Here is a 20911-nt window from a genome sequence, read left to right on the forward strand (position 1 = left end):
CGAACCCCATGAGGCCTGAGACCGATATTCCAAGAGCGCTTTGCTTCAAACTCCCTTTCCACTCTCCTTGCGTTTCCAGCAAAGCAGCGAAAGTTCGTTGCGAGGGGCGTGACTGTACACAAGTCGGCGGTGATCCGCAAGAAGGGGGTTGAAAAAATTGCAGGAGCCGCAGGCCGCCCTGGTGCGCGGGCATGGCGCCGGCCGAGGCTGGTCTGTCCCGGGCCAGCTCGCAGTGCCCAAACGCCACGCCGGCAGGCCACCGGCCCGCGCTGAGCCGGCGCCTACAATCCGCCCGCCGACCAAGCGGCTGCCTCCCGTAAAGCACCGACGTGCACTTGGCTGAAGACACAACGCGCCGGACGGGTCGAGCGCACCGCACGCATACCACCATGCCTGCCGACCCGTTGCGTCCCTTCCGCACCGAGGCCAAGCGCCTCATCAAGCAACTCCACTCCGACAACGCCGCCGAGTTCATGCCGGCGGTGCGCCGCCTGCACGCCTGCGGTCTCGTGCGCCACGAGAGTCTGGTCGCCACCGTGGCACGGCGCCGCACGCTCAGCCTCAAGCACGCCTACGAGCTGCTGGCGCGCGAGGCCGGCGCCCCCGGCTGGCCGGCACTGCTCGACCGCGACGCCCTGCCCGCCGTCGCGCGCCTGGCCCTGGACGGCGGACGGCACCTCAACCGCTGGTTCGCCACCTTCGAAGAGGCCGAACGGGAACGCCTCAAGGATGGCGGTGTCATCGTCCAGGCCGGCCACACGTTCGGTCTGGTCGAGGAGGCTGCGGCCCGCCACCTGGGCCTGAACGCCGACGCACCGGAGCGGCGCTGATGGGCACGCTGCATCTGATCGCCGGCCCACAAGGTGCCGGCAAGTCCACCTATGCGCTGGAGCTGGCCGCGCGCGAGCGCGGCGTGCGCCTGAGCCTCGACGACTGGATGGCCGGCCTGTACGGCCCGGATCTCCCCGTGCCGTCGGACCTGGCCTGGGTGCTGGAGCGCGTGCGCCGCTGCGAGCAGCAGATCCTGGAGCTGGCCCTGGCCATCGGCGCCAGTGGCGGCAGCGCGGTGCTGGACCTGTCATTCGCCCGGCAGGCGCAGCGCCGCCTGGTGCGGGAGCTGGCAGCGGCGCAGGGCCTGCGCGCGCAACTGCACTTCATCGACGCGCCGCCCGCCCTGCGCCGCGAGCGCGTGCAGCGGCGCAACCTTGAAAAAGGCCCGACCTGGGCTTTCGAAGTCACGCCGGCGATGTTCGAGGCGATCGAGGGCCGCTTTGAGCCGCCCACGCCGCAAGAGCTGGCCGACGCCGTCGTGCGCCGCACCTGAGCCCGACCGCGCGGCCTCTCAACGGTGCGTGGTCACGCCCACGCGGCGGCACATGTCGCGCACCGGGCAGGTGGAGCAGCGCGGCAGCGTGCCGGTGCAGATGTGCTTGCCGAAGGGCACCAGCAGCCGGTTGATCTCGACCCAGTACGCACGCGGCAACACCCGCTCCAGCGCCGCAAGCGTGCCTTCGGGCGTGCGGCCGCGCACGTAGCCCCAGCGGTTGGTGACGCGGTGCACGTGGATGTCCACGCCGATGCGCGGCTGGCCGCAGGCGATGCCCAGCACCAGGTTCGTGCACTTGGGCCCGATGCCGCGAAAGCTCAGCATCACGGCCTCGTCGCAGGGCAGCTCGCCGCCATGCTCGGCCAGCACCGTGCGGGCGATGGCCTGGATCTGCGCCGCCTTGAGCTCGTGGTAGGTCGCGTCGGCAATGGCGTTGTCGATGTCCGCCATGCTCAATGCCGCCATCCCGGCCGGCGTGCGCGCGATCTGGAACAGGCGCCGCGCGGCCACCAGCATGGTCTCGTCGCGGGTGCGGATCGAGATCATGCAGGCCACCAGCTGCTCGAAGGCGGTGTTGAAGCCCTCGTCGGCCAGTTCGAACAGCGCCGCCTTGGGATAGGGCTGCACCGCCTCGCGGATGCGCTCCATCGCCACGTCGATGGAAAACGGCACCAGGTCGGGAGAGGGATCGCTCATCAGCCCATTCTGCGGTGCCGGTTTCGTCCCTCGGGGCGCCGCGGGAACCTCAGAGCCCCTGCAGGGCCGCAGCCGGCGGCGTCCATTGGTAGCACCAGGTTTCGGTCATCGGCCGGCCCTGGTGGCGCAGGAACAGGCGCAGCTCCACCGGCTCGGGCCGGCTGTCGGCGGGCCGCAGGTCGAACATGGCGCGCCAGCCGCGCACCGAGGCCAGCGGTCGCGCGGAAGTGATCTCGACCGTGCCGCGCGAGGCGCTGATCACCGGCTCCAGCGCCGCCTTCTCGCTGAGCATGCCGAAATCGCCGCCGGCGAAGTCGATGGCGAAGCGCGTGGAGTAATGGCTGCGCGGGCGTCCGACCACGCCGCCGATGCCGGTGCGCGTGGCCACCACCTGCGCCAGCCGCGGCGCCACCGGCGGCTGCGTGCCCCAGTGCAGCTGGTAGCTGAACAGCCGCTCCTCGCCCGGCACCAGCGGCTGCGCCGGGTTCCAGAAGGCGACGATGTTGTCGTTGGTCTCGTCGTCGGTGGGAATCTCCACCAGGTTGACGGCCCCCTGGCCCCAGCCGGCTTTGGGTGTGACCCACAGGCTGGGCCGGCGCTCGTAGAACACGCCGTCGTCCTGGTAGTTGTTGAAGTCGCGGTCGCGCTGCAACAGCCCGAAGCCGCGCGGGTTCGCGTCACCGAAGGCTGAGAACTGCAGCGCGGCCGGGTTCGTCAGCGGGCGCCACAACCACTCGCCATGGCCGGTCCACAGCGCCAGGCCGTCCGAGTCGTGGATCTCGGGCCGCCAGTCGTTGGCCATGCGGCGGTCGTTCTCGCCGTGCTGGTACATGCTGGTCAGCGGCGCGATGCCCAGCCGCTCCACCGCGCGGCGCGGGTACAGCGCGGCATCGACGTCCATCACCAGCATGTTCCCGGGCCGGATGTCGAAGCGGTAGGCGCCGCTGAGGCTGGGCGAATCTATCAGCGCGTACACCGTCAGGACGTCGTGCCCCGGCGCCGGGCGCTCGAACCAGAAGTCGGTGAACTGCGGGAACTCCTCGGGGCGTCCCAGGCCGGTGTCGATGGCCAGGCCCCGCGCCGAGAGCCCGTACTGGCGCTCGCCACCCACGGCGCGGAAGTAGCTCGCGCCCAGGAAGGCCGCCACGTCGTTGCGCCAGTCGGTCTGGAAGTTGACACGGAAGCCGGCGAAGCCGAGGTCGCTGGGCAAGCGCGCGCCGCGCAGCCCGCTCCTGGCGTAATCGAACATGCCGGGGTCGTACAGCAGCTCGCGCGCCTGGCCGTTGACCACCTCGTGCATGCGCACGGCGGACTTGAAGAACAGGCCCCGGTGGAAGAATTTCAGGCGAAAGCTGCTCTGCGCGTCCCCGGCCCACAGCGCGTGGTCGTCACGGAAGCTGAGGGACTGGTACTGGTCATAGTCCAGCGTCGCCACCTCGCGCGGCAACTCGGTGCTGGGCGCCTGGTACGTGGCGGCGGCACGGGCACGGGCCAAGCCCTTGAGCCAGGCATGGTCGAATGGTTGCGGGGGCAGCGTCTTGGACGGCGCGTCGGTGGCCGCGGCGGCCAGCAGCTTCGAGGCCGGCAGGCTGAAAGCGGCCAGGGCCGCGGCGGAACGGACGAGTTGGCGTCGGTGCATCGGTCGTTGCAGGAACAAGTCAAGCCAGGACCGATGCAGGATAGCGGGCTACGCATGCCCGCCGTTTCAGGACGTTTTTGTCCTCAGAACGCCGCCACCAGCGACACGCGCAGCAGCGAGCCCTTGGGCTCCGCGCCCGTGCCGGCCTCGACCTTGTATTCCTTGTAGGCCGCGCCCTTGAGCACCAACCCCGCGCGCAGCGGGTAGGCCAGCTCCGCACCGACGGCATGGCGGCGGGCCTTGCTGTTGCTCGCGCCGGGGCCGCTGTCCTCGCTGAGCTGCCACTGGTCGTAGCCGACCACGCCCGCCTGCCAGGCGCCGAACTGCTTGCCCACGCCCCATTCCAGCGTGAGCTGGTTGCCCGGGCGCAGCCCGGCGTCGTTGCGGCCGTTGCGCTCGAAACGGCTCAGCGCCGAGGCGGAAATGGTCTTGGCCTCGTCCAGGTACACGGTCACGCCGCCGGTGAGCATGGTGGAGCGGTAGCCCTTGCCCGGCGAGGCCGGCTGATCGTCGTCGCCGTTGTCCAGCCACACCCCGGCCGCCGCCACCGCGTCCCAGCGCGCGCCGTGCCAGCCCAGCACCAGCGGGCCGACATAGATGTCGCCCAGGCCGGAGTCGCGGTCCGAGACACCGGCCGCGCCGATGTCCAGCGAGGTGCGCAGCACCGGGATGATGGTCTCGAAGCCGTAGTCGGCGCCCAGCAGCTTGGTCGAGGTGATGTGCACCAGGCGGTTGGCCAGCGCCGTGACCTTGCCGGTGTTGCGGCCGGGCAACTTGGCGTCCGTGCCGGGGACGCGGAAGTCGTCGATGTCGTAGTGGACCAGGTAGCCCAGGTAGTAGTTGCCGGCAGGCGGCACGCTGGAGCCCTGCAGTCCTTCCACGCCGGCCACGTAATGGCCGCCGGCCTGCGCGCCCTGGCTGAGCAGCGCGCACAGCGCCGCCGCGGCCAGCGCCGCCTTGCGATGAGTCTTGGTCATGTCGTTGTTGTCAGAACGGGTAGTGGCGGTCGGTGGTCTGCAGCGTGATCCAGCGCAGGTCCGTGAAGGAGTCGATGCCGGCATGGCCGCCGAAGTGGCCGTAGCCCGACTCCTTGACGCCGCCGAAGGGCATCTGCGCCTCGTCGTGCACGGTGGGCGCGTTGATGTGGCAGATGCCCGACTGGATGCGCCTGGCGACGTTCCAGGCCTTGGCGATGTCGCGGCTGAACACGGCGGCCGACAGGCCGAAGGGGTTGTCGTTGGCGCAGGCCACGGCCGCCTCGGTGTCGGCCACGCGCACGATGCCCTTGACCGGCCCGAAGCTCTCCTCGTGGTAGATCGCCATCTCGGGCGTGACATGGTCCAGCAGCGTCGCGGGCATGAGCGTGCTGTCGGCCTTGCCGCCGCACAGCAGCTTCGCGCCCTTGGCCAGGGCGTCGTCGATGAGCGCGTTGCAACGCTCGACGGTGCCCATGTCCACGACGGAGCCCAGCACCACGGGCCCCTTGCGCGGGTCGCCCAGCGGCAGGCCTTTCGCCTTGGCGGCCAGCTTCGCGACGAAGGCGTCGGCGATGGAGGCGTCCACGATGATGCGCTCGGTGGACATGCAGATCTGGCCCGAGTTGGCGAAGGCGCCGAAGGCGGCCCCGTTGACGGCGGCATCGAGGTCGGCATCGGCCAACACCAGGAACGGCGCCTTGCCGCCGAGCTCCAGCACCGCGGGCTTCAGATGCTTAGCGCACAGGGTCGCGATGATCTTGCCCACGCGCGTGGAGCCGGTGAAGTTGACGCGGCGCACGGCCGGGTGCGCCACCATCGCCTCCACCACCGCGCCGGCGTCGGCCGGGGCGTTGGTGACGAAGTTCACCACGCCCGGCGGCAGCCCCGCCTCCTGCAGCGCCTCGATGATCAGCCCGTGCGTGGCCGGCGACAGCTCCGAGCCCTTGAGCACCACGGTGTTGCCGCAGGCCAGCGGCGTGGCCACGGCGCGCACGCCCAGGATCACCGGCGCGTTCCACGGCGCCAGCCCCAGCACCACGCCGGCGGGCTGGCGCACGGCCATGGCCAGGCTGCCCGGCACGTTGGAGGGAATGATCTCGCCGTTGATCTGCGTGGTCAGCGACGCGGCCTCCTGCAGCATGCCGGCGGCCACGTGCACGTTGAAGCCCGACCACAGCGCCGAGCCACCGGTTTCGGCCGCAACCGCCTGGGCGAAGGCGTCGGCCTTGGCCTCCAGGGCCTCGGCGGCCTTGAGCAGCAGCCCGCGGCGCTCGCCCGGGCCCATTTCGGACCAGGCCGGGAAGGCCTTCTGCGCGGCCTCGACCGCGCGCACCGCGTCGGCGGGCGTCGCGGCCGGGGCGCGCGTGGCGACGCCGCCGTCCAGCGGGTTGCGGCGCTCGAAGGTGGCGCCGCCGGTGGCGCCCACGCGCTCACCGCCGATGAGCATGGAAATCTCGTTCATGGATGTCCTCCTCGCGGTGGCCGCCTCAGATGCGGATGCCCGACTTGCCCGGGGCCAGGATGCCGTTGGGGTCGAGCGCGCGCTTGATGCGGCGCTCCACGTCGCGCTTGACCGGGCCGTAGGTCTTGGCCACGCGCTCCTGGAAGGCGGTGTTGACGCGGTACACGCCGTAGCCCTGCTTCTCGAACTCGTCGAGCAGCTCGTGGAAGCAGGCGTTGGCGCGCTTGGTCTCCTCGGGGTTGGAGCGGTCGTAGAGCACGTCGATGACATGGTGCATGTCGCGCCAGCCGACGATGAACTCGCCCACGTAGTCCAGGCCGTGCTTGTTGAGGATGCGCGTGGCCAGCTGCACCTGCTTGTCGCACTCGCTGCCGCGCGCCTGGCTGACCGGGGCGAACCACATCGAGCCGCCGCCCCCGCGCCAGTTGTACAGGCCGAACTCCTGCAGGTTCGGCACGCCCGACATCAGCTCGGCGCGGTACTTGAAGGGCTGCGTGCCGCCCGCCTCCTCGGCGGTGATGAGCCGGCCCTTGCCGGAAGCCTGCACCACCTGGGAAATGATCTTCCAGTTGACGTCCACCTGCTCCTGCGTGCCGTACAGCGCGGCATAGACGTTCCAGGCGCCCAGGCCCTTGTCCTTCTTGATCTGCTCGATCACTTCCTTGGGCGTGGCGCCGGGCGTCTTGATGTAGTCCGAGCGGCGCACGTTGGCGCCGCCCGCCTCCCACAGCGTGCCGGCGATGACCACGGCGTTGGGGATGACCTGCGCGATGCGCAGCGGGCGCAGCATGTCGACGATGGCGCCGATGTCGGCCTCGTTGTCGAAGCTGATGGCGAAGGGCTTGAACACCGGCGGCTTGGGCATCAGCCAGAAGCCCATCTTGGTGCAGATGCCGTAGTTGGACTGCGTGAACATGCCGTCCAGCGTCGGCCCGTAGCCCCACTTGAACACCTGCCAGGCCTTGTCGCCGGGGATGCTGCCCATGCCGGTGCGCAGCACCTGGCCGTCGGCCAGGACGACCTCCATGCCGCACTGCATCAGGAAGTGCTCGCCGTAGGGCGTGTAGCCCACGCCGCGGTCCATGGTGTTGCCCAGCGGGCCGGCGATGGCCGAGGGCGCCGGGAACGACAGCATCAGCGGCAGCTTGTGCTCCTGGATGTAGTCGTAGAGCTGCTGGTAGGTCACACCGGGCTCGACCAGCGCGGTGCACAGCTCCGGATCGATGTGCAGGATCTTGTTCATGCGGCGCAGGTCCAGCACCACCTGCCCGCGCTCGCCCGGCGCCGCGGAGCCGTAGCCGAAGTTGCGGCCGGTGGAGATGGTCCACACCGGGATGCGGTGCTCGTTGCACACGCGCACGATGGCCTGCACCTCCTCCACCGTGGAGGCCAGCAGCACCGCCGAGGGCGCGTGCTGCTTCTCGTCCACGGCCATCATCACCTTCATGTAGGGCGCCAAGTGCTCGGCCTTGGTCAGCACGTGCTGCTCGCCCAGGATGGCGGTGAACTTCTTGATCGCGGCGTCCAGGTCGCGCTCGCTGCGGCCCTGCGGCAGGGCCACGTACTTGTCGGTCATCGTTGTCTCCTCGGATTCAGATCAGGCAGGCCAGGGCCACGCAGGGCACGCCGGCGGCGTCGGCCGCGTCGGGCAGCGCTGTGCCGCCGGCCAGCGCGCGGGCCACGGCGCGGGCCTGCTCGGCGCCGGCGGCACTGTGGGGCAGGCGCAGCGGCGCGAAGGTTTCCAGCCGGGCGCCTTGCGCGCGTAGCAGCTCCAGCGCCAGCGCGGCACCGGCGTCGTCGAGCAGCGCCACCACGCGGCGCGGGGCGGTGTCGCCGTCGAGCCGCCGGGACAGCTGCGCCAGCGACAGCGCGTCCAGCCCGATGCGCGCCAGCGGCTCGCGCGCGCAGCCCTGCTCGCGCACGGCCTGGGCCACGCCGTCGAGGAAAGCGGCGTCCAGCGCGCCGCCGCCCAGCAGCGGCAGCACGCGCGCCGGGGCGGCGCCGGCATCGGTGATCGGGGCGACGCGCGCGTCACCGGCGGGACGGGCCGCGGCGATGCGCAGGCCGCCCAGGGAGGTGGCGGCGGCCAGCGCCTGCAGCACGGAACGGCGGGGGGTCATCGCTGGGCTCCTTGCGCCGGGGCCGGCGTCTTCGACAGGTACTCGCCCAGCGCCTGTAGCGTGGGGTCGTCGATGTCCGAGAGGCGGAAGGCCGGCATGGCGTTGAGGCCGCTGCGGGCCATGGTCACGTAGAAAGCCGCCGGCAGGTTGCGGCCGGTGATGACCGGGCCGATGCCCGTCTCGTGGCAGCGCGCGCACACCTGGGCGTAGAAGCGCTGGGCGCGCTGCTGGACCTCGGGGCTGGCACTGGAAGCGGCGGGGCTGGTGGCGGGGCTCTGGGCCAGCGCGGCACCGCTGAGCAGCAGCGCCAACAGCGGGGACAGGCCTTGTCCGCGCGACAGGGGTCGTGTCATGGAATGTCTCCTGGGTCTGCACGAAGGCCCACGGGCGCCCGGGGACTCGGGGGCGGGCTCCTTCGTGCCGTCACGGACCGGTCATCGCCGCCGGTCCTCGGAGCCTCATTTCGCAAGCACGGTGCCAGACCCGCCCCTGCTGCTCAAGCTCTTATGAATCAACCACTTGGCTGCAGATGAGAACAGGGTGTGATTGATCATCAGGGTTTCTTTGATCAAATTTTGATCATCATTTCTTTAGCATTCGAGGATGAACACGCCGCCCTCCCGCGTCTCCCTAAGCCAGCTTCAGCCGGGCTCCGTGCGCACCATCGCCGATCTCGATGCCGGCGCCAGCCCCACCGCGCGCGAGCTGGCGCAGAGCCTGCATTTCTCGCCCGGCGACGGCCGTATCTGGCTGGAGGACCAGCGCATGCTGCTGCTGCGCAGCGCCACCTACGGGATGCTGCGGCGCGAGCTGATTGAGAGCACCGGCCAGGCGCAGGCGCGCTCGCTGCTCACGCGCGTGGGCTACAACGCCGGCGCGCGCGACGCGGGGCTGGTGCGGCGCAACTGGCCCGACAGCAACCAGGCCAACGCCTTCGAGGCCGGCCCGCGCATGCACGCGCTCTCGGGCATGGTGCGGCCGCAGACGCTGCGCTTCGAGTTCGACATCGCGCGCGGCGACTTCTACTCCGAGCACCTCTGGTACGACTCGGTGGAGGACGATGAGCACATCGCCGCCTTCGGCTTCGGCGCGGAGCCCGCGTGCTGGATGCTGCTGGGCTACGCCAGCGGCTACGCCAGCGCCTTCATGGGCAAGCGCGTGCTGTTCCGCGAAGTGGAGTGCCGCTCCATGGGCGACGAGGTCTGCCGCATCGTGGGCAAGCCGGCGGACCAGTGGGACGACGCCGAGGAGGACTTGCGCTACTTCGACCCCGACGCCTCGGCGCAGGACATGCGCCGGCGCATCCAGGTGGCCGTGCCGCCGCCGCTGCCGCAGACGCCCGAAGGCGAGCCCATCGGCATCTCGGCGGCCTTCAGCGCGGCGCGCCACCTCATCGAGCGCGTGGCGCCCACGCAGGCCACCGTGCTGTTCACCGGCCCCTCGGGCGTGGGCAAGGAGCTGTTCGCGCGCACCCTGCACCGCATCAGCCCGCGTCGCGACGGGCCCTTCATCGCGCTCAACTGCGCCGCCATCCCCGACGCGCTGATCGAGGCCGAGCTGTTCGGCGTGGAGCGCGGCGCCTACACCGGCGCCACGGCCTCGCGCCCGGGGCGCTTCGAGCGCGCGCAGCGCGGCACGCTGTTCCTGGACGAGGTGGCCTCATTGAGCCCGAGCGCGCAGGGGAAGCTGCTGCGCGCGCTGCAGGAACGCGTGATCGAGCGCGTGGGCGGCACGCGCGAGATCGCGGTGGACGTGCGCGTGGTGGCGGCCAGCAACGTGGACCTGCGCCAGGAAGTGGCGGCCGGGCGCTTCCGCGAAGACCTGTTCTTCCGCCTCAACGTCTTCCCCATCACGCTGCCCTCGCTGCAGGAGCGGCGCGACGACATCCCGTTGCTGATGGAGGCCTTCCTGCGCCGCTACGCCGCGCAGCATGGGCGCCGGGTGCCGGGCTTCACGCCGCGCGCCGTGCGCGCGCTGGTGCAGTACGACTTCCCCGGCAACGTGCGCGAGCTGCAGAACCTGGTGGAGCGGGCGGTGATCCTGACCCACCCGGACGAGCCCATCGACCTGCACCACCTGTTCCGCAGCGGCGAGAAGCTGAGCCCCGGCGTGGGCCTGGACGACGCGGGCCGCCTGGCCGTGGCCGTGCCACCCGGCATGGCGCCGGCCCCGGCGCCTGCGCCTGCGCCTGCGCCGAAGGATGCGGATGCCGCCCGCTACGCGCAGGCGCTGCGCGAGGCCCGCTACAACGTGGCCGAGGCCGCGCGGGTGCTGGGCCTGACGCGGCCCCAGCTGGCGTATCGGCTCAAGAAGATGGGGTTGGACTGAGGCTGCGCGAGATGCCCATTGTTTCCTGGGGCTTCACAAACACTACAGTCAGATGGCAATGAGCGAGAAGAGTGTTGCACCGGTGTTGACAATATCGGGAACCACGCGCCCTTGAACTGAGCTTGCCGCTCAGACAACGCCCAGCGCCGCCAAGGGCGACAACCCTTGGTGCGGCACGCGCTCGGTCGCCGGGCGACGCGCATTCACTACCGGCGCCACCGCTGTCCCGGCCTCGGCCGGCACCGCGGCCGCGCTGAAGGCCGCCACCGCCTGTTCCAGGCGCGCCGTCTGGCGGCTGAGGCTGTCCGAGGCGCCGGCACTTTGCTCCACCAGCGCGGCGTTCTGCTGCGTGACCTGGTCCAGGTGCGACACGGCCAGGTTGATGCCGCTGATGCCGCCGTGGAGCTGGGCCGTGGCCGCGCTCAGCTCACCGATGAGGCTGCTCACCTGCCGCACCTGCGCCTCGATGCCTGCCATGGCCTGGCCGGCTTCGGCCACCAGCGTGGTGCCCGCGTCCACCATCTGCGCGCTGTTGCCGATGAGGCCCTTGATGTCGCGCGCCGCCGCCGCGCTGCGCTGGGCCAGGGCCCGCACCTCGCCGGCCACCACGGCGAAGCCGCGGCCCTGCTCGCCGGCCCGCGCCGCCTCCACGGCGGCATTGAGCGCCAGGATGTTGGTCTGGAAGGCAATGCTGTCGATCAGCCCGACGATGTCGGCGATCTGGTGCGAGCTCGACGCGATATCGCCCATGGTCGCAACCACCTCGGCCATGGCCTGGCCGCCGCGCGCCGCGGCGTCGCGCGCCAGCCCCGACAGGCGCTCGGCCTGGGCCGCCGTGTCGGCGCCATGGCGCACCGTGACCGCCATCTGCTCCATGGACGAGGCCGTCTCCTGCACGCTGCCGGCGGCCTGCTCGGTGCGGTTGCTCAGGTCGGCATTGCCCTGGGCGATCTCGGCCGCCGCCTGCCGCACCGCGCCGACCTGCTGGCTCACGTCGTCGATCAGCCAGCGGAACATCAGGCCGAGCTGGCCGATGCAGCGCAGCGTCATGCCGATCTCGTCCACGCGCTCCATGGGAGCCGCCATGCGGTTCTCGCCGGTGACCACCTTGATGGCCTGCTCGCGCAGCTGCTCCAGCGGGCGCGCGATCTGCGCCTCCAGCCCCCAGCCCGCCAGCAGCAGTCCCGCGGCCAGCACGGCGGCGAAGCCGGCCAGCGCGCCGCCGGCCAGCCCGGCGCCCCATGCGGCGAGCGTCACCACCGGCAGCAGCGCCCCCAGCGCGCCGCGGATGCGCCAGCGCACCGACAGGGTCTGCAACACCGAGCGCCAGCCGCGCAGACCCTTGCGCAGCACCAGGCCCTTGTGCAGGCGGCAGTCCGCCCTGCCCTCGCGCAGCCCGGCGTACAGCGCCTCGGCCGCGGCCACCTCCTCGCGGCCAGGCTGGGTGCGCACCGACATGTAGCCCTGCGCTTGGCCGTCGCGCACGACCGGAATGGCGTTGGCGCGCACCCAGTAGTGGTCGCCGTTCTTGCGCCGGTTCTTCACCAGCGCCGTCCACGGCTCGCCACCCTTGAGCGTGGCCCACATGTCGGCGAAGGCCTCGCGCGGCATGTCCGGATGCCGCACGAGGTTGTGCGGCCGGCCCTCGATCTCCTCGCGGCTGAAGCCGCTGACCGCGATGAAGGCCTCGTTGGCGTAGGTGATATGGCCCCGGGTGTCCGTGGTGGACATCAGCGTCGCGCCACTGGGAAACAGGAATTCCGATTGCGTCACCGGCTCATTGACTCGCATGAGCGACTACCTCTCAAGCAGATGGACCCGCCCCACGTGCGCCGGCGAATCGCAAGGTCATCGAAATACGGTCGCTTCGTGCGTACGGGGCACGCGGTTACTGCAGAGAAATGAAGCCACCCACCGGGCCGACGGCCCGAATCATGGTTTTCAAGGAAACCGGGCCTGCAGCCATAGCGCTGGAAACGGCGCGCGACAGAGCCCACGGCGCATTTTGTGCGGCGTGGGCCATACAGAACCAGGACACTGAAACCCGCGCGCATCAGCGCGACACAGGGCGACGACGCAAGAGAACAGCAATCAAGGCGATGCCGCGGATACCAGCACCGCCTCGTTCTTGAGAATCGCCATTAGGGTATAACCTTACTAATCACCCGCAGTTGTGTCAACAGCTGGCAATATTGTCTGGACAGGAACAGTTGCGTAAGGGCGGCGTCATCATTTTGATGTAAACCCCAGCGTCGGGTTTTTAAAATTCCTGCGTCAGCCTGGATTTTAGCTGGGAAGCTTTAGTTAATCGCTGGACCACCTATTCCCGTTCGCCCTGAGCCTGTCGAAGGGCAGGCGCTCGGAGGGCGCCGCAGGGGCTTCGACAAGGCTCTCCTGAGCTTGTCGAAGGGCTCAGCCCGAACGGGGTTTGGCGTCCACAAACTTCGTGGAATCTGTATTACAACGGCTTGACCGGCAGGCAAGCACGCCGCTTTCCGGGCGGAAGGCGTCGGCTGCGTGCTGGGCGTCATGCCGAAGCGCTGCTTGAAAGCCCGGGCAAAAGCCTCGCTCGAGGCAAAACCGACTTCCAGCGCAATAGCCAGCACGGTGCGTCGGCGCTCATGCGCCAGCAGCAGCGCCCCCGCTTCCAGCCGCCGACGCCCCAGGTATTCGCCCACCGTTTCGCCCATCCAGGCCACGAAAAGGCGATGAAAATGAAAAGGCGAGAAATTCGCCACCCTGAACAATTCGGCCAGGACCAAGGGCTCGGCCAAGTGGAGGTCGATATGGTCGATCACCTGGTTCATGCGCCGGGCATATTCAAGGGTGGGAGTGCGATCCATTGAATTACAAGGGCCATCGGAAAATTCGACCGGATTCCATACACCGCCCCATGTCGCAACGGCTCATCCAAATACGGATTTGGCGTCCGAATGCCAAGGCCCAGCCGCAATGTTCCGATGAGCCGCCGCAAATCTCCGGCTCAGCGCCAGGCGCAGGCCCACCGGAAGCCGCCGCTGCCGATCTGCAAACCATCTCGGCGGCGGTGGAAATAGAGCCGGTTCAGTTCCTGCGGACCCAGGTCGTCCACGCTGGTCCAGCCCTGGCGGTGCAGCGCGGCACGCAGGCCCTCGGGCTCGAAAGCGGAAAGCCAGGGCTCGCCCTGCGCCGCGAAGGCCTGGGCCGAGAACGCCTGCATCACCTGCTCCAGCGGACTGAGCAGCCGCGGCGCCACCCGGTAGTCGAAGGCGATGCCGCTGCCCGCGGGCAACGCGGCCAGCTCGTCCAGCAGCGCCAGCACGGCGGTATCGGCAAGGTAGGGCGTCACGCCGAGGCAGGAGATGAAGGCCGGGCGCCGCGGGTCGAAGCCGGCCGCGCACAAGCTCTCCAGCAGTTGACCGGCACGCAGGTCCAGCGCGACGAAGCGCGGCGCGCCGGGCAGCGGCCGGCCCAGGTCGGCCAGCAGCGCGCGCTTGCGGCGCTGGGTGTCCGGGTGATCGACCTCGAACACGCGCAGGGCCGCGCCGTGCGGATTGCGCGCCGCGAAGGTGTCGAGCCCGGCGCCCAGCACCACGTACTGCGCCACGCCCTGGACCACGGCACGCGCCAGGGCGTCCTCGGCGTAACGGCTGCGCGCCACGATGCCGGCGCGCATCGAGCGCGCGAACGGGTCGTTGAGCTGGTAGGGATCGTCACGCAGCGCGCGTTGCGCCTCGGCACCCAGCAGCGGCAAGGCCAGCGGGTCGGGGAAGACGACGGGCTCGTCGAGCAGCTGGTGCACGGCGCGCATCTGCGCCACGCGCAGCGCGGAAGGACTGGGACGGGAGACATCGGCGCACGTCATCGGCGGTTCCGGTAGAAGTGGTGAAGCGCGCCACTCTCCGGCCTCACGCCGCGTGAGGGTCAAGCGCCGCGCAGCCGTCGAAATGCCGCCGCAGCGACTCGACCCAGGCGCGCACCTCGGCCGTCACCACGTGGCCGCGCTGCAGCAGCGGCTCGCTGCGGTAGGCCTGCTGCAGCCGTGCCAGCAGCGCCGGGTCCTGTCGTGCCATGCGGGCCGCCAGCGCGTCCCAATCCGCCAGCAGCGCGTGCTCGGCCGCGCCGGGCGTGCGTCGCGCCTGGGCCATCAGGGCCTGGGCCCGCTCCACCAGCGCCTGCCAGGCGCGGGACAGGCTCAGGTCCAGCCGCCGCAGCTCCTCGGCGCCGAGGTGGCGCCGCAGCGCCTGCAGCCGCAGCGCGATGGCATGGCCGATGAAGTCCAGCACCGGTGCCTCGGTGCCTGGATGCAGCGTGGTCTCGGGCGCCTGCTCGTTCATGCGCGCCCAGCGCAGCGCCAGCGCCAGGTCGCCGTGGGTGAGCTCCATGGCCAGGTCCATCCAGCGCTGGGCCAGTGCCTGCACGCGCGCCGAGTCGGCCGCGCAGCCCTCGGCCATGGCCTCCCGCACGGCTTGCCGCAACGGCTGCCAGGCGGGGCGCATGCGCTGCCAGCGTCGGAACACCGGCTGCAGCTCCCTGGGCGAGAAGTGGCGCTGCCACACCGCCATCAGCGACAGCGCCGACAGCCACTGCTGCGACTGCGGCACCACGCCGGCATCCAGCGCGTCCCGCAGCACCGCCAGCTGCCCGCGCAGGGCGCGGGCGCGTTCCATCTCCTCGTCCAGGGCGCGGATCTGCTCGGCGAGCACTGCGCGCGGCGCGGTCTGCCCGGCCTGCAGCAGCTCGCCGATGCGGGACAGGCTGAAGCCGAGCTGGCGCAGCGCCTGCACGGTGTGGAGCCGGGCCACGTCCGCCTCGGCGTAGAGCCGGTAGCCGGCCGCGCTGCGCGCCGAGGGGCGCACCAGGCCGATCGCGTCGTAGTGGTGCAGGGTGCGGACGGTGAGGCCGGTGCGGCGGGCAAGCTGACCGACCTGGAGGAAAAGGGGCTCGGACATCGGAACATTGTCCGGCGGCCTCAGGCTATGGTTGAGCGCTCAGCTTTTCCCGCCCTTGCCCTGCATGACCATGACACCCTCGCTCCTGGACCAGCTCCAGTCCCTCGAATCGGAACTCCACCACCCCGGCCGCCCCTGCTCTCGCGCGCGCCTGGAACAGCTGCTACACCCCGGCTTCCACGAGGTCGGCCGCTCCGGCAACCCGTACGGCCGGGACACGGTGCTCGATTACCTGGCGGCCCAGACCGCGGCGCCACCGGTGGAGAACTGGGGCCACACCGTCCACCTGCTGGCGCCGGATTGCGCGCTGCTGACCTACCGCAGCGCCCGCCGCGGCGCCGACGGCTCGCTCAGCGAGGAGGCGCTGCGCTCCTCCATCTGGCTGCGCACGGCGGCGGGCTGGCAGCTCTTCCATCACCAGGGCACGCCGGCGCCGGGTTCGGCCTGACTCGGCCGGCAACCGAGCCTGGGTCTTCCGCCGCCACCCAGGTTCCATCAACGCCCTGGGCCACGCTCACAGCCAGGCCACGCCGGCGGCGCCCAGGCCGGTGATGCCGCCCAGCGTGGCGAGCAGCCTGACCTCTTCCAGGCCCCAGTGCCTGCGCCAGGCATGAACGGCCAGGCCCAGCACGAACAGCGTCAGCAAGCCCAGAAAGGCAACGGCAAACAGTTCCACGACATCCATGGCCACACTCCTGCAAATGAGCCCTGGAAGTCTGTTCGGCACTGCGGCACCGAGCCAGCAGCCCGCGCCGCAGCGATGCTTCGGATTTACCGGAACTTGCCCGTCAGCGCACCGGCCGGGCCGGACGCCGAGTGGTTTAGAACAGGTCCACGTCGCCGCCGTGGGCGATTTCCACGTTCACGCCGGCCGCGGCCACCGCCGCCGGGCCGACCACGCGGTTGCGCCCGCCGGACTTGGCCAGCAGGAGCGCGCGGTCCGCACGCTCCATGGCCGTGGGCGGCAGGTCGGAGGAGCGCACGTCGGTGAAGCCGATGCTCACGGTGACCTGCCCCACCTGGGGAAAGTGATGCTCCTGCAGCCGCAGGCGCAGCCGCTCCAGCGCCGCCCAGGCCTCGGTCTCGCCCGGCGTCTCCAGCAGCACCACGAACTCCTCGCCGCCGAAGCGGAACAGGCCATCGTCCAGGCGCAGCACCGTGCGCATCACGCGCGCGGTCAGCAGCAGCACCTCGTCGCCGACGAGGTGGCCGAACTGGTCGTTGACCCCCTTGAAGTGGTCCAGGTCCACCGCGGCCAGGAAGAACTGGCGCGGCGGCTCGGCGGCCTCGCTTTCGAGCCCGCCGCGCTGCGCGGCACCGAGCTCCAGCACGACGCGCATGAAGCTGTCGTTGAAGGTCTTGCGGTTGAACAACCCGGTAAGGGCATCGCGCTCGCCATAGTCCAGCAGCGCGAGGAAGTTGCCGTACAGCCGCACCAGCGCCGCGGCCGAGCGCAGCATGTAGGCCGCCAGGGGCCGGGTGCTGTGCAGCTCCACCACGCCCACGCACTGCGCGCCCGCCACCAGGGGCAGCAGCGTGACCGCGGGCGACCCGGGCAGCTCCACGATGCGCGTGTGGCGCGCGCACTCCGCCCACTCCGGACGGCTCTCCAGCGTGGGCAACAGATCGAAGTCGTAGCGCCGCGCCGCCGCGTAAGGGCGCCGGCCGGCCTCGCCGCGCCACTGCGCACAGGTCAGCCAGCGCTGCTCGGGGGCCTCGCCCACGCAACGGTGCAGCGCCAGCGCCACGGGCTCCAGCAACTCGCGCAGCGTCTCGAGCAGAAACGCATCGGCCTGCCTGCGGTCGCGATGGCCCGTGAGCTCGGCCAACTGATCAATCAAAAGCGTCATCTGCTTGGTTCTAAGGGCTGCCGGGCAGCCAGATTAGGGACCGGCATGCCGGCCACAAGCCACGGCAGACCCAACCCAGGGCCTCCGCCAGGGCTTCATCGGCCATTGAGGGCAAAACTCAAGGCCTTTGCAACGTAACGTAACGTGAAACCGGTCCAAACCTCGGCTATGCCCCGCAATGGTGCGTAAAACAGCCTTCGCTGCCCTGATGGCAGGGGCGGATCGAGACGGTGCCGGCTCAGGCGCAGGTCAGCGGAGCTGGATCTCGCGCCGCTTCATGGCCAGGTATTCGTCCTGTTCAGTCTCGTGCAGTTGCGCGGGGTAGCGTTCGAGCGCGGCGTGGAAGCTGCGCAGCCGTTCCTCCACCGGAGCGGACGCGGTGCCGAGGAAGGACTCGATGGCGAGGAAGTAGCGCATGGTGTTGCGCTCGGCCACGCCCTGCATGCCGCGCACGTACTGCGGCCGGCCCTCGGCATCGCGGCCGGCGATGGTGAAGCCCACCTTGTCCTTGCCGGCGCTGGCAAGGTAGGCGCTGGTGGCCAGGCGGGCGGCCAGGCCGGTCTCGTAGGCGTAGGACAGGTGCATGAAGGTCTGGCGCGCACCGGCCGGCACGGCACTGAAGCGCAGCCGGTAGTTCTGCGTGCCCACCGGCCCCTGGTCGGCCGACAGTGACACCGACAGGTAGTCGGGCAGCCGCGCCGGCACGTCGAAGTTGAAGCTGAGGCTCTGGGCTTGGTCCGCCGCGTCCGTGTAGCGCCGCGCCACGGCCACGTCCAACCGTCCCTGGCCGTTGGCGCCGGCGGGTGCGCAGCGCTTGACGTTGGTCTGCAGCAGCAGGATGTCGCACCAGTGCTGCGGCTGCCGCAGCAAAGCAGCCACGGCGTCGAAAGGCTGGTCCAGCACCGCCCACACCTCGCCCAGCGGCGCGCTCGTCGAGTCGTTGGACTGCAGCAGCAGCGGACGGCGGAACGGGCTCCGGGCCAATTGCGGCCGCATCTCGGCGTAGCGGGCCTGCAGGGCGTCGGCGGCAGGCGGGGAGTCGGCCGCCAGGGAGGGCGCGGCGGACCACAGCAGGCCCGCCAGCAGGCCGGCGCAGCGCAGCGCGTTGCGGCCGGTTGGAAGCATGGAGGTCAAAGGTGTCACGGCAGATGAACCACGGCAGTTGAGAAGGCGGGAAGCCCGGGGCCGGTCGGCAGGTTGGCCCGGACCCGGCACGCAGGGCGGACAGCCAGGCCTGGGCCTACGTTCACGGCGCCTGGCAGCTCTCAAAAAGCAAACGGAAGTCCCGCCCCGCGCGCCGGCGTGTCCGCGCGGCCGGCGGGCTGTCGCCTGACACGCCATGTCGGAGATGGCCTACGCGCCATGGCGGCGCCGGACGGCAGAGCTGGCCACCCTGCCGCGCCGACACTGCAGCCCTGCATGAAAGGACCTGCACCATGACCATGTCGAGGACCGACGCTCCGGCTCCGTCCTATACGGAGATCGTCGATCGCCTCCTGCCCGCCGAGATCCAGTACGAGATCGACGATGAGGGGCTGCTGACCTTCACGCCGGCGGGCGAGTCCTACTGGCAGCCGCTGTTTGGCAAGTGGGGCTACGTCTTTGACCGCAGCTTGCCGGTGGAGGAGTTCGAGGACATCTCCACGGCCATCCTGCTCAACGAGATGCAGGGCCTGCGCGCCGTCGCCGTGCCGGCCATGGCCCGCCCCTGCATCGCGGCGTGAGCGCCGGCGCCGCGCCGGCACCCCGCGCCGTCCGGGTCAGCGGCGCTTGCCCGTCGAGGGCAGCGGTTGCGTGCCCTTCATGAAATCGGCGAAGGACACGTCGTCCGTGCCCTGCTGGCCGGCACGCTGGCCGCCGGTGGCCAGGTGCTTGTTCGAGATCTTCGGCGGCTCGGGCTTGGCGTCCGGGTCGAGCGCCGGCTTGGGCGAGAACGAGCGCGTCGGCAGCGGCTGCTCCTTGTCGAGCTGCTTCCAGTTGTCGAAGCCGCTCTTCTGGGCCACGCGGTCGAAGGCGGCGGCCAGCGAGGATTCGGGCGCGCGCGGCGTCTTGGGAGCCGGCTGCTCGGCGGCGGGCGGTTGGTTCTGTTTCATGAGTGAGTGGACTGTGGCGTCCCGGGGACAAAGGATGCATTTTCGCCGGACGGCGAAATCAATTCCCCGGCAGTGCCGCCTGTGCCCGCCGGGCATGGGCGCGGGCCGCCAAAAAGCGCCGTGAACCGATCACGGCCAGCGCGCTGCCAGCGGCTGCCCGGGCGCGGCTTCAGGGCGTGCCCACGTAGAGCACGATCTTGCCGCGCGCGCGGCCGGACTCGCTGAGCTCATGGGCGCGCGCGATGTCGCGCAGAGCGAACTCCGCGCCGATCACCGGCCGCAGCCGGCCGGCCTCCACCATGCGCGCCAGCTCGGCCAGCACCGTGGCGTTGGGGCCGATGAACAAGAACTCTCCGCGCACGCCATGCGCCTGTGCCCGCTTCTGCGGCGGCGGGTTGACCACCGACACCAGCACGCCGCCCGGCTTCAACAGCGCCCAGGAGGCCTCCTGCACGTCGCCACCCAGGGTGTCGAACACCACATCGACCTCGCGCACGGCTGGCGCCAGCGCCTCGCGCCGGTAGTCCACGAACTGGTCCACGCCCAAGGACTCGACCAGCGCGCGATTCGCGCCCGAGGCCGTGCCGATGACCTGGGCGCCACGGGCCTTGGCGATCTGCACCGCCAGCGAGCCCACGCCACCCGCGGCGGCATGCACCAGCACGCGCTGTCCGGGCTGCACCTGGGCGATGTCCACCAGCGCCTGGTATGCGGTGATGCCGGCCAGCGGCAGCGAGGCGGCCTCGATGTGCGAGATGGTCCGCGGCTTGGCCGCCAGCTCCGTCTCGCGGATGACGACGAACTCGGCGTAGGTGCCGTCGCGCGCGATGTCCGGCCGCGAGTACACCGCGTCGCCCACCTTGAAACGCGTCGCCTGTTCGCCCACCGCGTCCACCACGCCGGATACGTCCCATCCCGGCACCAGCGGGAAGCGGTGCGGGATGTCCTGGCGCAGATAGCCGCGCCGGATCTTCCAGTCCACCGGGTTGACCGCCGCCCCCACCACGCGCACGCGCACCTCGCCGGCCGCGGGCTCAGGCACCGGCGCGTCCTCCACGCGCAACACGTCGATGCCGCCGTAGTCATGCATGCGAACCGCTCTCATGGCTTCTCCTTGGAGGTATTGGCACCCGGCACGGCCCCATGCTTTGCCGGCAAGCTGGCTTCTTGAGCAGCCCGTGTGCCGACAGCTAGTGCAGATAATCCTCCATAATCTTTGTCAACGAAAATCTTGGTTAACTCCACCGATTTTGCGTAACTCGTCCGGACGCTCAGTGCAACAGGGCGTTGCAGCGCCCTGTCGTGTATCGGCCTGAAGGCCATACCGAGAGATGGCCTTGGTGCGGAAAAGGCGGGCGGACGCCCTGGCTTGCAGCAAGAAGGCTTAGAGGAAACCGCGGTGCAAGGCCTTGCCCGCTTACCGCCACGCCATCGAGGCCAGGCACAGGCTTCGGAAGCCGCAGGCAGCCGACAGGGTTCGGGGCTCGA

The 20911-nt window shown here is 70.5% G+C and carries 21 protein-coding genes; 5 read left to right on the forward strand and 16 right to left on the reverse strand.

Annotated features, from left to right (window positions below):
• The first annotated feature begins 389 nt into the window (after positions 1 to 389).
• Both HHL10_RS27740 and HHL10_RS27745 read left to right on the forward strand, forming a co-directional pair.
• On the forward strand, positions 390 to 830 hold the full coding sequence (locus HHL10_RS27740; protein ID WP_169163662.1) for a hypothetical protein: 441 nt from the start codon (positions 390 to 392) through the stop codon (positions 828 to 830).
• A complete protein-coding gene (locus HHL10_RS27745) occupies positions 830 to 1324 on the forward strand; it encodes a P-loop nucleotide/nucleoside kinase family protein (RefSeq protein WP_169163663.1) in 495 nt (164 codons plus the stop codon). The genes HHL10_RS27740 and HHL10_RS27745 overlap by 1 nt, the downstream gene beginning before the upstream one ends.
• Before the next feature lie 18 nt (positions 1325 to 1342).
• Here HHL10_RS27745 and HHL10_RS27750 read toward each other — a convergent pair whose 3' ends face one another.
• From HHL10_RS27750 to HHL10_RS27780, 7 genes are all read right to left on the reverse strand, one after another.
• Positions 1343 to 2023 (reverse strand): endonuclease III domain-containing protein, encoded by a 681-nt coding sequence (locus tag HHL10_RS27750; protein ID WP_169163664.1) that lies wholly within the window; start codon positions 2021 to 2023, stop codon positions 1343 to 1345.
• A 49-nt stretch (positions 2024 to 2072) separates the two neighbouring features.
• A complete protein-coding gene (locus tag HHL10_RS27755) occupies positions 2073 to 3662 on the reverse strand; it encodes an OpgD/OpgG family glucan biosynthesis protein (RefSeq protein WP_169163665.1) in 1590 nt (529 codons plus the stop codon).
• Positions 3663 to 3745: 83 nt separating this feature from the next.
• Entirely contained in the window at positions 3746 to 4639 is an 894-nt protein-coding gene (locus HHL10_RS27760; RefSeq protein ID WP_169163666.1) for a SphA family protein, read from the reverse strand.
• A gap of 10 nt (positions 4640 to 4649) precedes the next feature.
• On the reverse strand, positions 4650 to 6101 hold the full coding sequence (locus HHL10_RS27765) for an aldehyde dehydrogenase (RefSeq protein ID WP_169163667.1): 1452 nt from the start codon (positions 6099 to 6101) through the stop codon (positions 4650 to 4652).
• A 25-nt stretch (positions 6102 to 6126) separates the two neighbouring features.
• Positions 6127 to 7677 (reverse strand): FAD-binding oxidoreductase, encoded by a 1551-nt coding sequence (locus HHL10_RS27770; RefSeq protein ID WP_169163668.1) that lies wholly within the window; start codon positions 7675 to 7677, stop codon positions 6127 to 6129.
• A gap of 16 nt (positions 7678 to 7693) precedes the next feature.
• Positions 7694 to 8221 (reverse strand): hypothetical protein, encoded by a 528-nt coding sequence (locus tag HHL10_RS27775; RefSeq protein WP_169163669.1) that lies wholly within the window; start codon positions 8219 to 8221, stop codon positions 7694 to 7696.
• Positions 8218 to 8574 (reverse strand): c-type cytochrome, encoded by a 357-nt coding sequence (locus HHL10_RS27780; RefSeq protein WP_169163670.1) that lies wholly within the window; start codon positions 8572 to 8574, stop codon positions 8218 to 8220. The genes HHL10_RS27775 and HHL10_RS27780 overlap by 4 nt, the downstream gene beginning before the upstream one ends.
• 250 nt (positions 8575 to 8824) lie before the next feature.
• Between HHL10_RS27780 and HHL10_RS27785 the strand changes: the two genes are divergently transcribed.
• Entirely contained in the window at positions 8825 to 10549 is a 1725-nt protein-coding gene (locus tag HHL10_RS27785) for a sigma-54-dependent Fis family transcriptional regulator (protein ID WP_169163671.1), read from the forward strand.
• A gap of 129 nt (positions 10550 to 10678) precedes the next feature.
• Here the strand turns inward: HHL10_RS27785 and HHL10_RS27790 are convergent, their stop codons facing one another.
• The 4 genes from HHL10_RS27790 to HHL10_RS27805 form a co-directional block, all read right to left on the reverse strand.
• Positions 10679 to 12340: a methyl-accepting chemotaxis protein gene (locus HHL10_RS27790; protein ID WP_169163672.1), complete on the reverse strand. Its 1662-nt coding sequence runs from the start codon at positions 12338 to 12340 to the stop codon at positions 10679 to 10681.
• 509 nt (positions 12341 to 12849) lie between these two features.
• The gene (locus HHL10_RS27795) at positions 12850 to 13356 is read right to left on the reverse strand and encodes a helix-turn-helix transcriptional regulator (RefSeq protein ID WP_235971841.1); all 507 of its coding nucleotides are present in this window, start codon (positions 13354 to 13356) and stop codon (positions 12850 to 12852) included.
• A gap of 176 nt (positions 13357 to 13532) precedes the next feature.
• Positions 13533 to 14393: a class I SAM-dependent methyltransferase gene (locus tag HHL10_RS27800; protein WP_169163674.1), complete on the reverse strand. Its 861-nt coding sequence runs from the start codon at positions 14391 to 14393 to the stop codon at positions 13533 to 13535.
• A 43-nt stretch (positions 14394 to 14436) separates the two neighbouring features.
• Positions 14437 to 15480, reverse strand: a complete 1044-nt coding sequence (locus tag HHL10_RS27805; RefSeq protein ID WP_169163675.1) for a MerR family transcriptional regulator — start codon at positions 15478 to 15480, stop codon at positions 14437 to 14439.
• A 70-nt stretch (positions 15481 to 15550) separates the two neighbouring features.
• Here HHL10_RS27805 and HHL10_RS27810 point away from each other — a divergent pair, with 70 nt between their 5' ends.
• Positions 15551 to 15928 (forward strand): nuclear transport factor 2 family protein, encoded by a 378-nt coding sequence (locus tag HHL10_RS27810; protein ID WP_169163676.1) that lies wholly within the window; start codon positions 15551 to 15553, stop codon positions 15926 to 15928.
• A gap of 66 nt (positions 15929 to 15994) precedes the next feature.
• Here the strand turns inward: HHL10_RS27810 and HHL10_RS27815 are convergent, their stop codons facing one another.
• From HHL10_RS27815 to HHL10_RS27825, 3 genes are all read right to left on the reverse strand, one after another.
• Positions 15995 to 16165, reverse strand: a complete 171-nt coding sequence (locus HHL10_RS27815) for a hypothetical protein (RefSeq protein WP_169163677.1) — start codon at positions 16163 to 16165, stop codon at positions 15995 to 15997.
• A 136-nt stretch (positions 16166 to 16301) separates the two neighbouring features.
• Positions 16302 to 17330, reverse strand: a complete 1029-nt coding sequence (locus HHL10_RS27820) for a GGDEF domain-containing protein (protein ID WP_169163678.1) — start codon at positions 17328 to 17330, stop codon at positions 16302 to 16304.
• Between the two features lie 249 nt (positions 17331 to 17579).
• Entirely contained in the window at positions 17580 to 18455 is an 876-nt protein-coding gene (locus HHL10_RS27825) for a hypothetical protein (RefSeq protein WP_169163679.1), read from the reverse strand.
• Positions 18456 to 18766: 311 nt separating this feature from the next.
• On the opposite strand from HHL10_RS27825, the gene HHL10_RS27830 reads away from it, so the two are divergent.
• Positions 18767 to 19054: a hypothetical protein gene (locus HHL10_RS27830; protein ID WP_169163680.1), complete on the forward strand. Its 288-nt coding sequence runs from the start codon at positions 18767 to 18769 to the stop codon at positions 19052 to 19054.
• Between the two features lie 36 nt (positions 19055 to 19090).
• Here HHL10_RS27830 and HHL10_RS27835 read toward each other — a convergent pair whose 3' ends face one another.
• Positions 19091 to 19423 carry a hypothetical protein gene (locus HHL10_RS27835; protein WP_169163681.1) on the reverse strand — a complete coding sequence of 111 codons (333 nt, stop codon included), beginning with the start codon at positions 19421 to 19423 and terminating at the stop codon, positions 19091 to 19093.
• A 169-nt stretch (positions 19424 to 19592) separates the two neighbouring features.
• On the reverse strand, positions 19593 to 20528 hold the full coding sequence (locus HHL10_RS27840) for an NADP-dependent oxidoreductase (protein WP_169163682.1): 936 nt from the start codon (positions 20526 to 20528) through the stop codon (positions 19593 to 19595).
• Positions 20529 to 20911 lie beyond the last annotated feature (383 nt).

It is taken from the genome of Azohydromonas caseinilytica (assembly GCF_012927045.1).
In the GTDB taxonomy this organism is placed as follows: domain Bacteria; phylum Pseudomonadota; class Gammaproteobacteria; order Burkholderiales; family Burkholderiaceae_C; genus Azohydromonas; species Azohydromonas caseinilytica.

Bases quoted from the DNA above. Each gene is read 5' to 3' on its own strand.
- HHL10_RS27750 (WP_169163664.1), bottom strand. From the start codon at position 2,023: ATGAGCGATCCCTCTCCCGACCTGGTGCCGTTTTCCATCGACGTGGCG.
- HHL10_RS27740 (WP_169163662.1), top strand. From the start codon at position 390: ATGCCTGCCGACCCGTTGCGTCCCTTCCGCACCGAGGCCAAGCGCCTC.
- HHL10_RS27775 (WP_169163669.1), bottom strand. From the start codon at position 8,221: ATGACCCCCCGCCGTTCCGTGCTGCAGGCGCTGGCCGCCGCCACCTCC.
- HHL10_RS27835 (WP_169163681.1), bottom strand. From the start codon at position 19,423: ATGAAACAGAACCAACCGCCCGCCGCCGAGCAGCCGGCTCCCAAGACG.
- HHL10_RS27745 (WP_169163663.1), top strand. From the start codon at position 830: ATGGGCACGCTGCATCTGATCGCCGGCCCACAAGGTGCCGGCAAGTCC.
- HHL10_RS27795 (WP_235971841.1), bottom strand. From the start codon at position 13,356: ATGAACCAGGTGATCGACCATATCGACCTCCACTTGGCCGAGCCCTTG.
- HHL10_RS27830 (WP_169163680.1), top strand. From the start codon at position 18,767: ATGACCATGTCGAGGACCGACGCTCCGGCTCCGTCCTATACGGAGATC.
- HHL10_RS27765 (WP_169163667.1), bottom strand. From the start codon at position 6,101: ATGAACGAGATTTCCATGCTCATCGGCGGTGAGCGCGTGGGCGCCACC.
- HHL10_RS27760 (WP_169163666.1), bottom strand. From the start codon at position 4,639: ATGACCAAGACTCATCGCAAGGCGGCGCTGGCCGCGGCGGCGCTGTGC.
- HHL10_RS27815 (WP_169163677.1), bottom strand. From the start codon at position 16,165: ATGGATGTCGTGGAACTGTTTGCCGTTGCCTTTCTGGGCTTGCTGACG.
- HHL10_RS27805 (WP_169163675.1), bottom strand. From the start codon at position 15,480: ATGTCCGAGCCCCTTTTCCTCCAGGTCGGTCAGCTTGCCCGCCGCACC.
- HHL10_RS27820 (WP_169163678.1), bottom strand. From the start codon at position 17,330: ATGACGCTTTTGATTGATCAGTTGGCCGAGCTCACGGGCCATCGCGAC.
- HHL10_RS27790 (WP_169163672.1), bottom strand. From the start codon at position 12,340: ATGCGAGTCAATGAGCCGGTGACGCAATCGGAATTCCTGTTTCCCAGT.
- HHL10_RS27780 (WP_169163670.1), bottom strand. From the start codon at position 8,574: ATGACACGACCCCTGTCGCGCGGACAAGGCCTGTCCCCGCTGTTGGCG.
- HHL10_RS27800 (WP_169163674.1), bottom strand. From the start codon at position 14,393: ATGACGTGCGCCGATGTCTCCCGTCCCAGTCCTTCCGCGCTGCGCGTG.
- HHL10_RS27810 (WP_169163676.1), top strand. From the start codon at position 15,551: ATGACACCCTCGCTCCTGGACCAGCTCCAGTCCCTCGAATCGGAACTC.
- HHL10_RS27825 (WP_169163679.1), bottom strand. From the start codon at position 18,455: ATGCTTCCAACCGGCCGCAACGCGCTGCGCTGCGCCGGCCTGCTGGCG.
- HHL10_RS27770 (WP_169163668.1), bottom strand. From the start codon at position 7,677: ATGACCGACAAGTACGTGGCCCTGCCGCAGGGCCGCAGCGAGCGCGAC.
- HHL10_RS27840 (WP_169163682.1), bottom strand. From the start codon at position 20,528: ATGAGAGCGGTTCGCATGCATGACTACGGCGGCATCGACGTGTTGCGC.
- HHL10_RS27785 (WP_169163671.1), top strand. From the start codon at position 8,825: ATGAACACGCCGCCCTCCCGCGTCTCCCTAAGCCAGCTTCAGCCGGGC.
- HHL10_RS27755 (WP_169163665.1), bottom strand. From the start codon at position 3,662: ATGCACCGACGCCAACTCGTCCGTTCCGCCGCGGCCCTGGCCGCTTTC.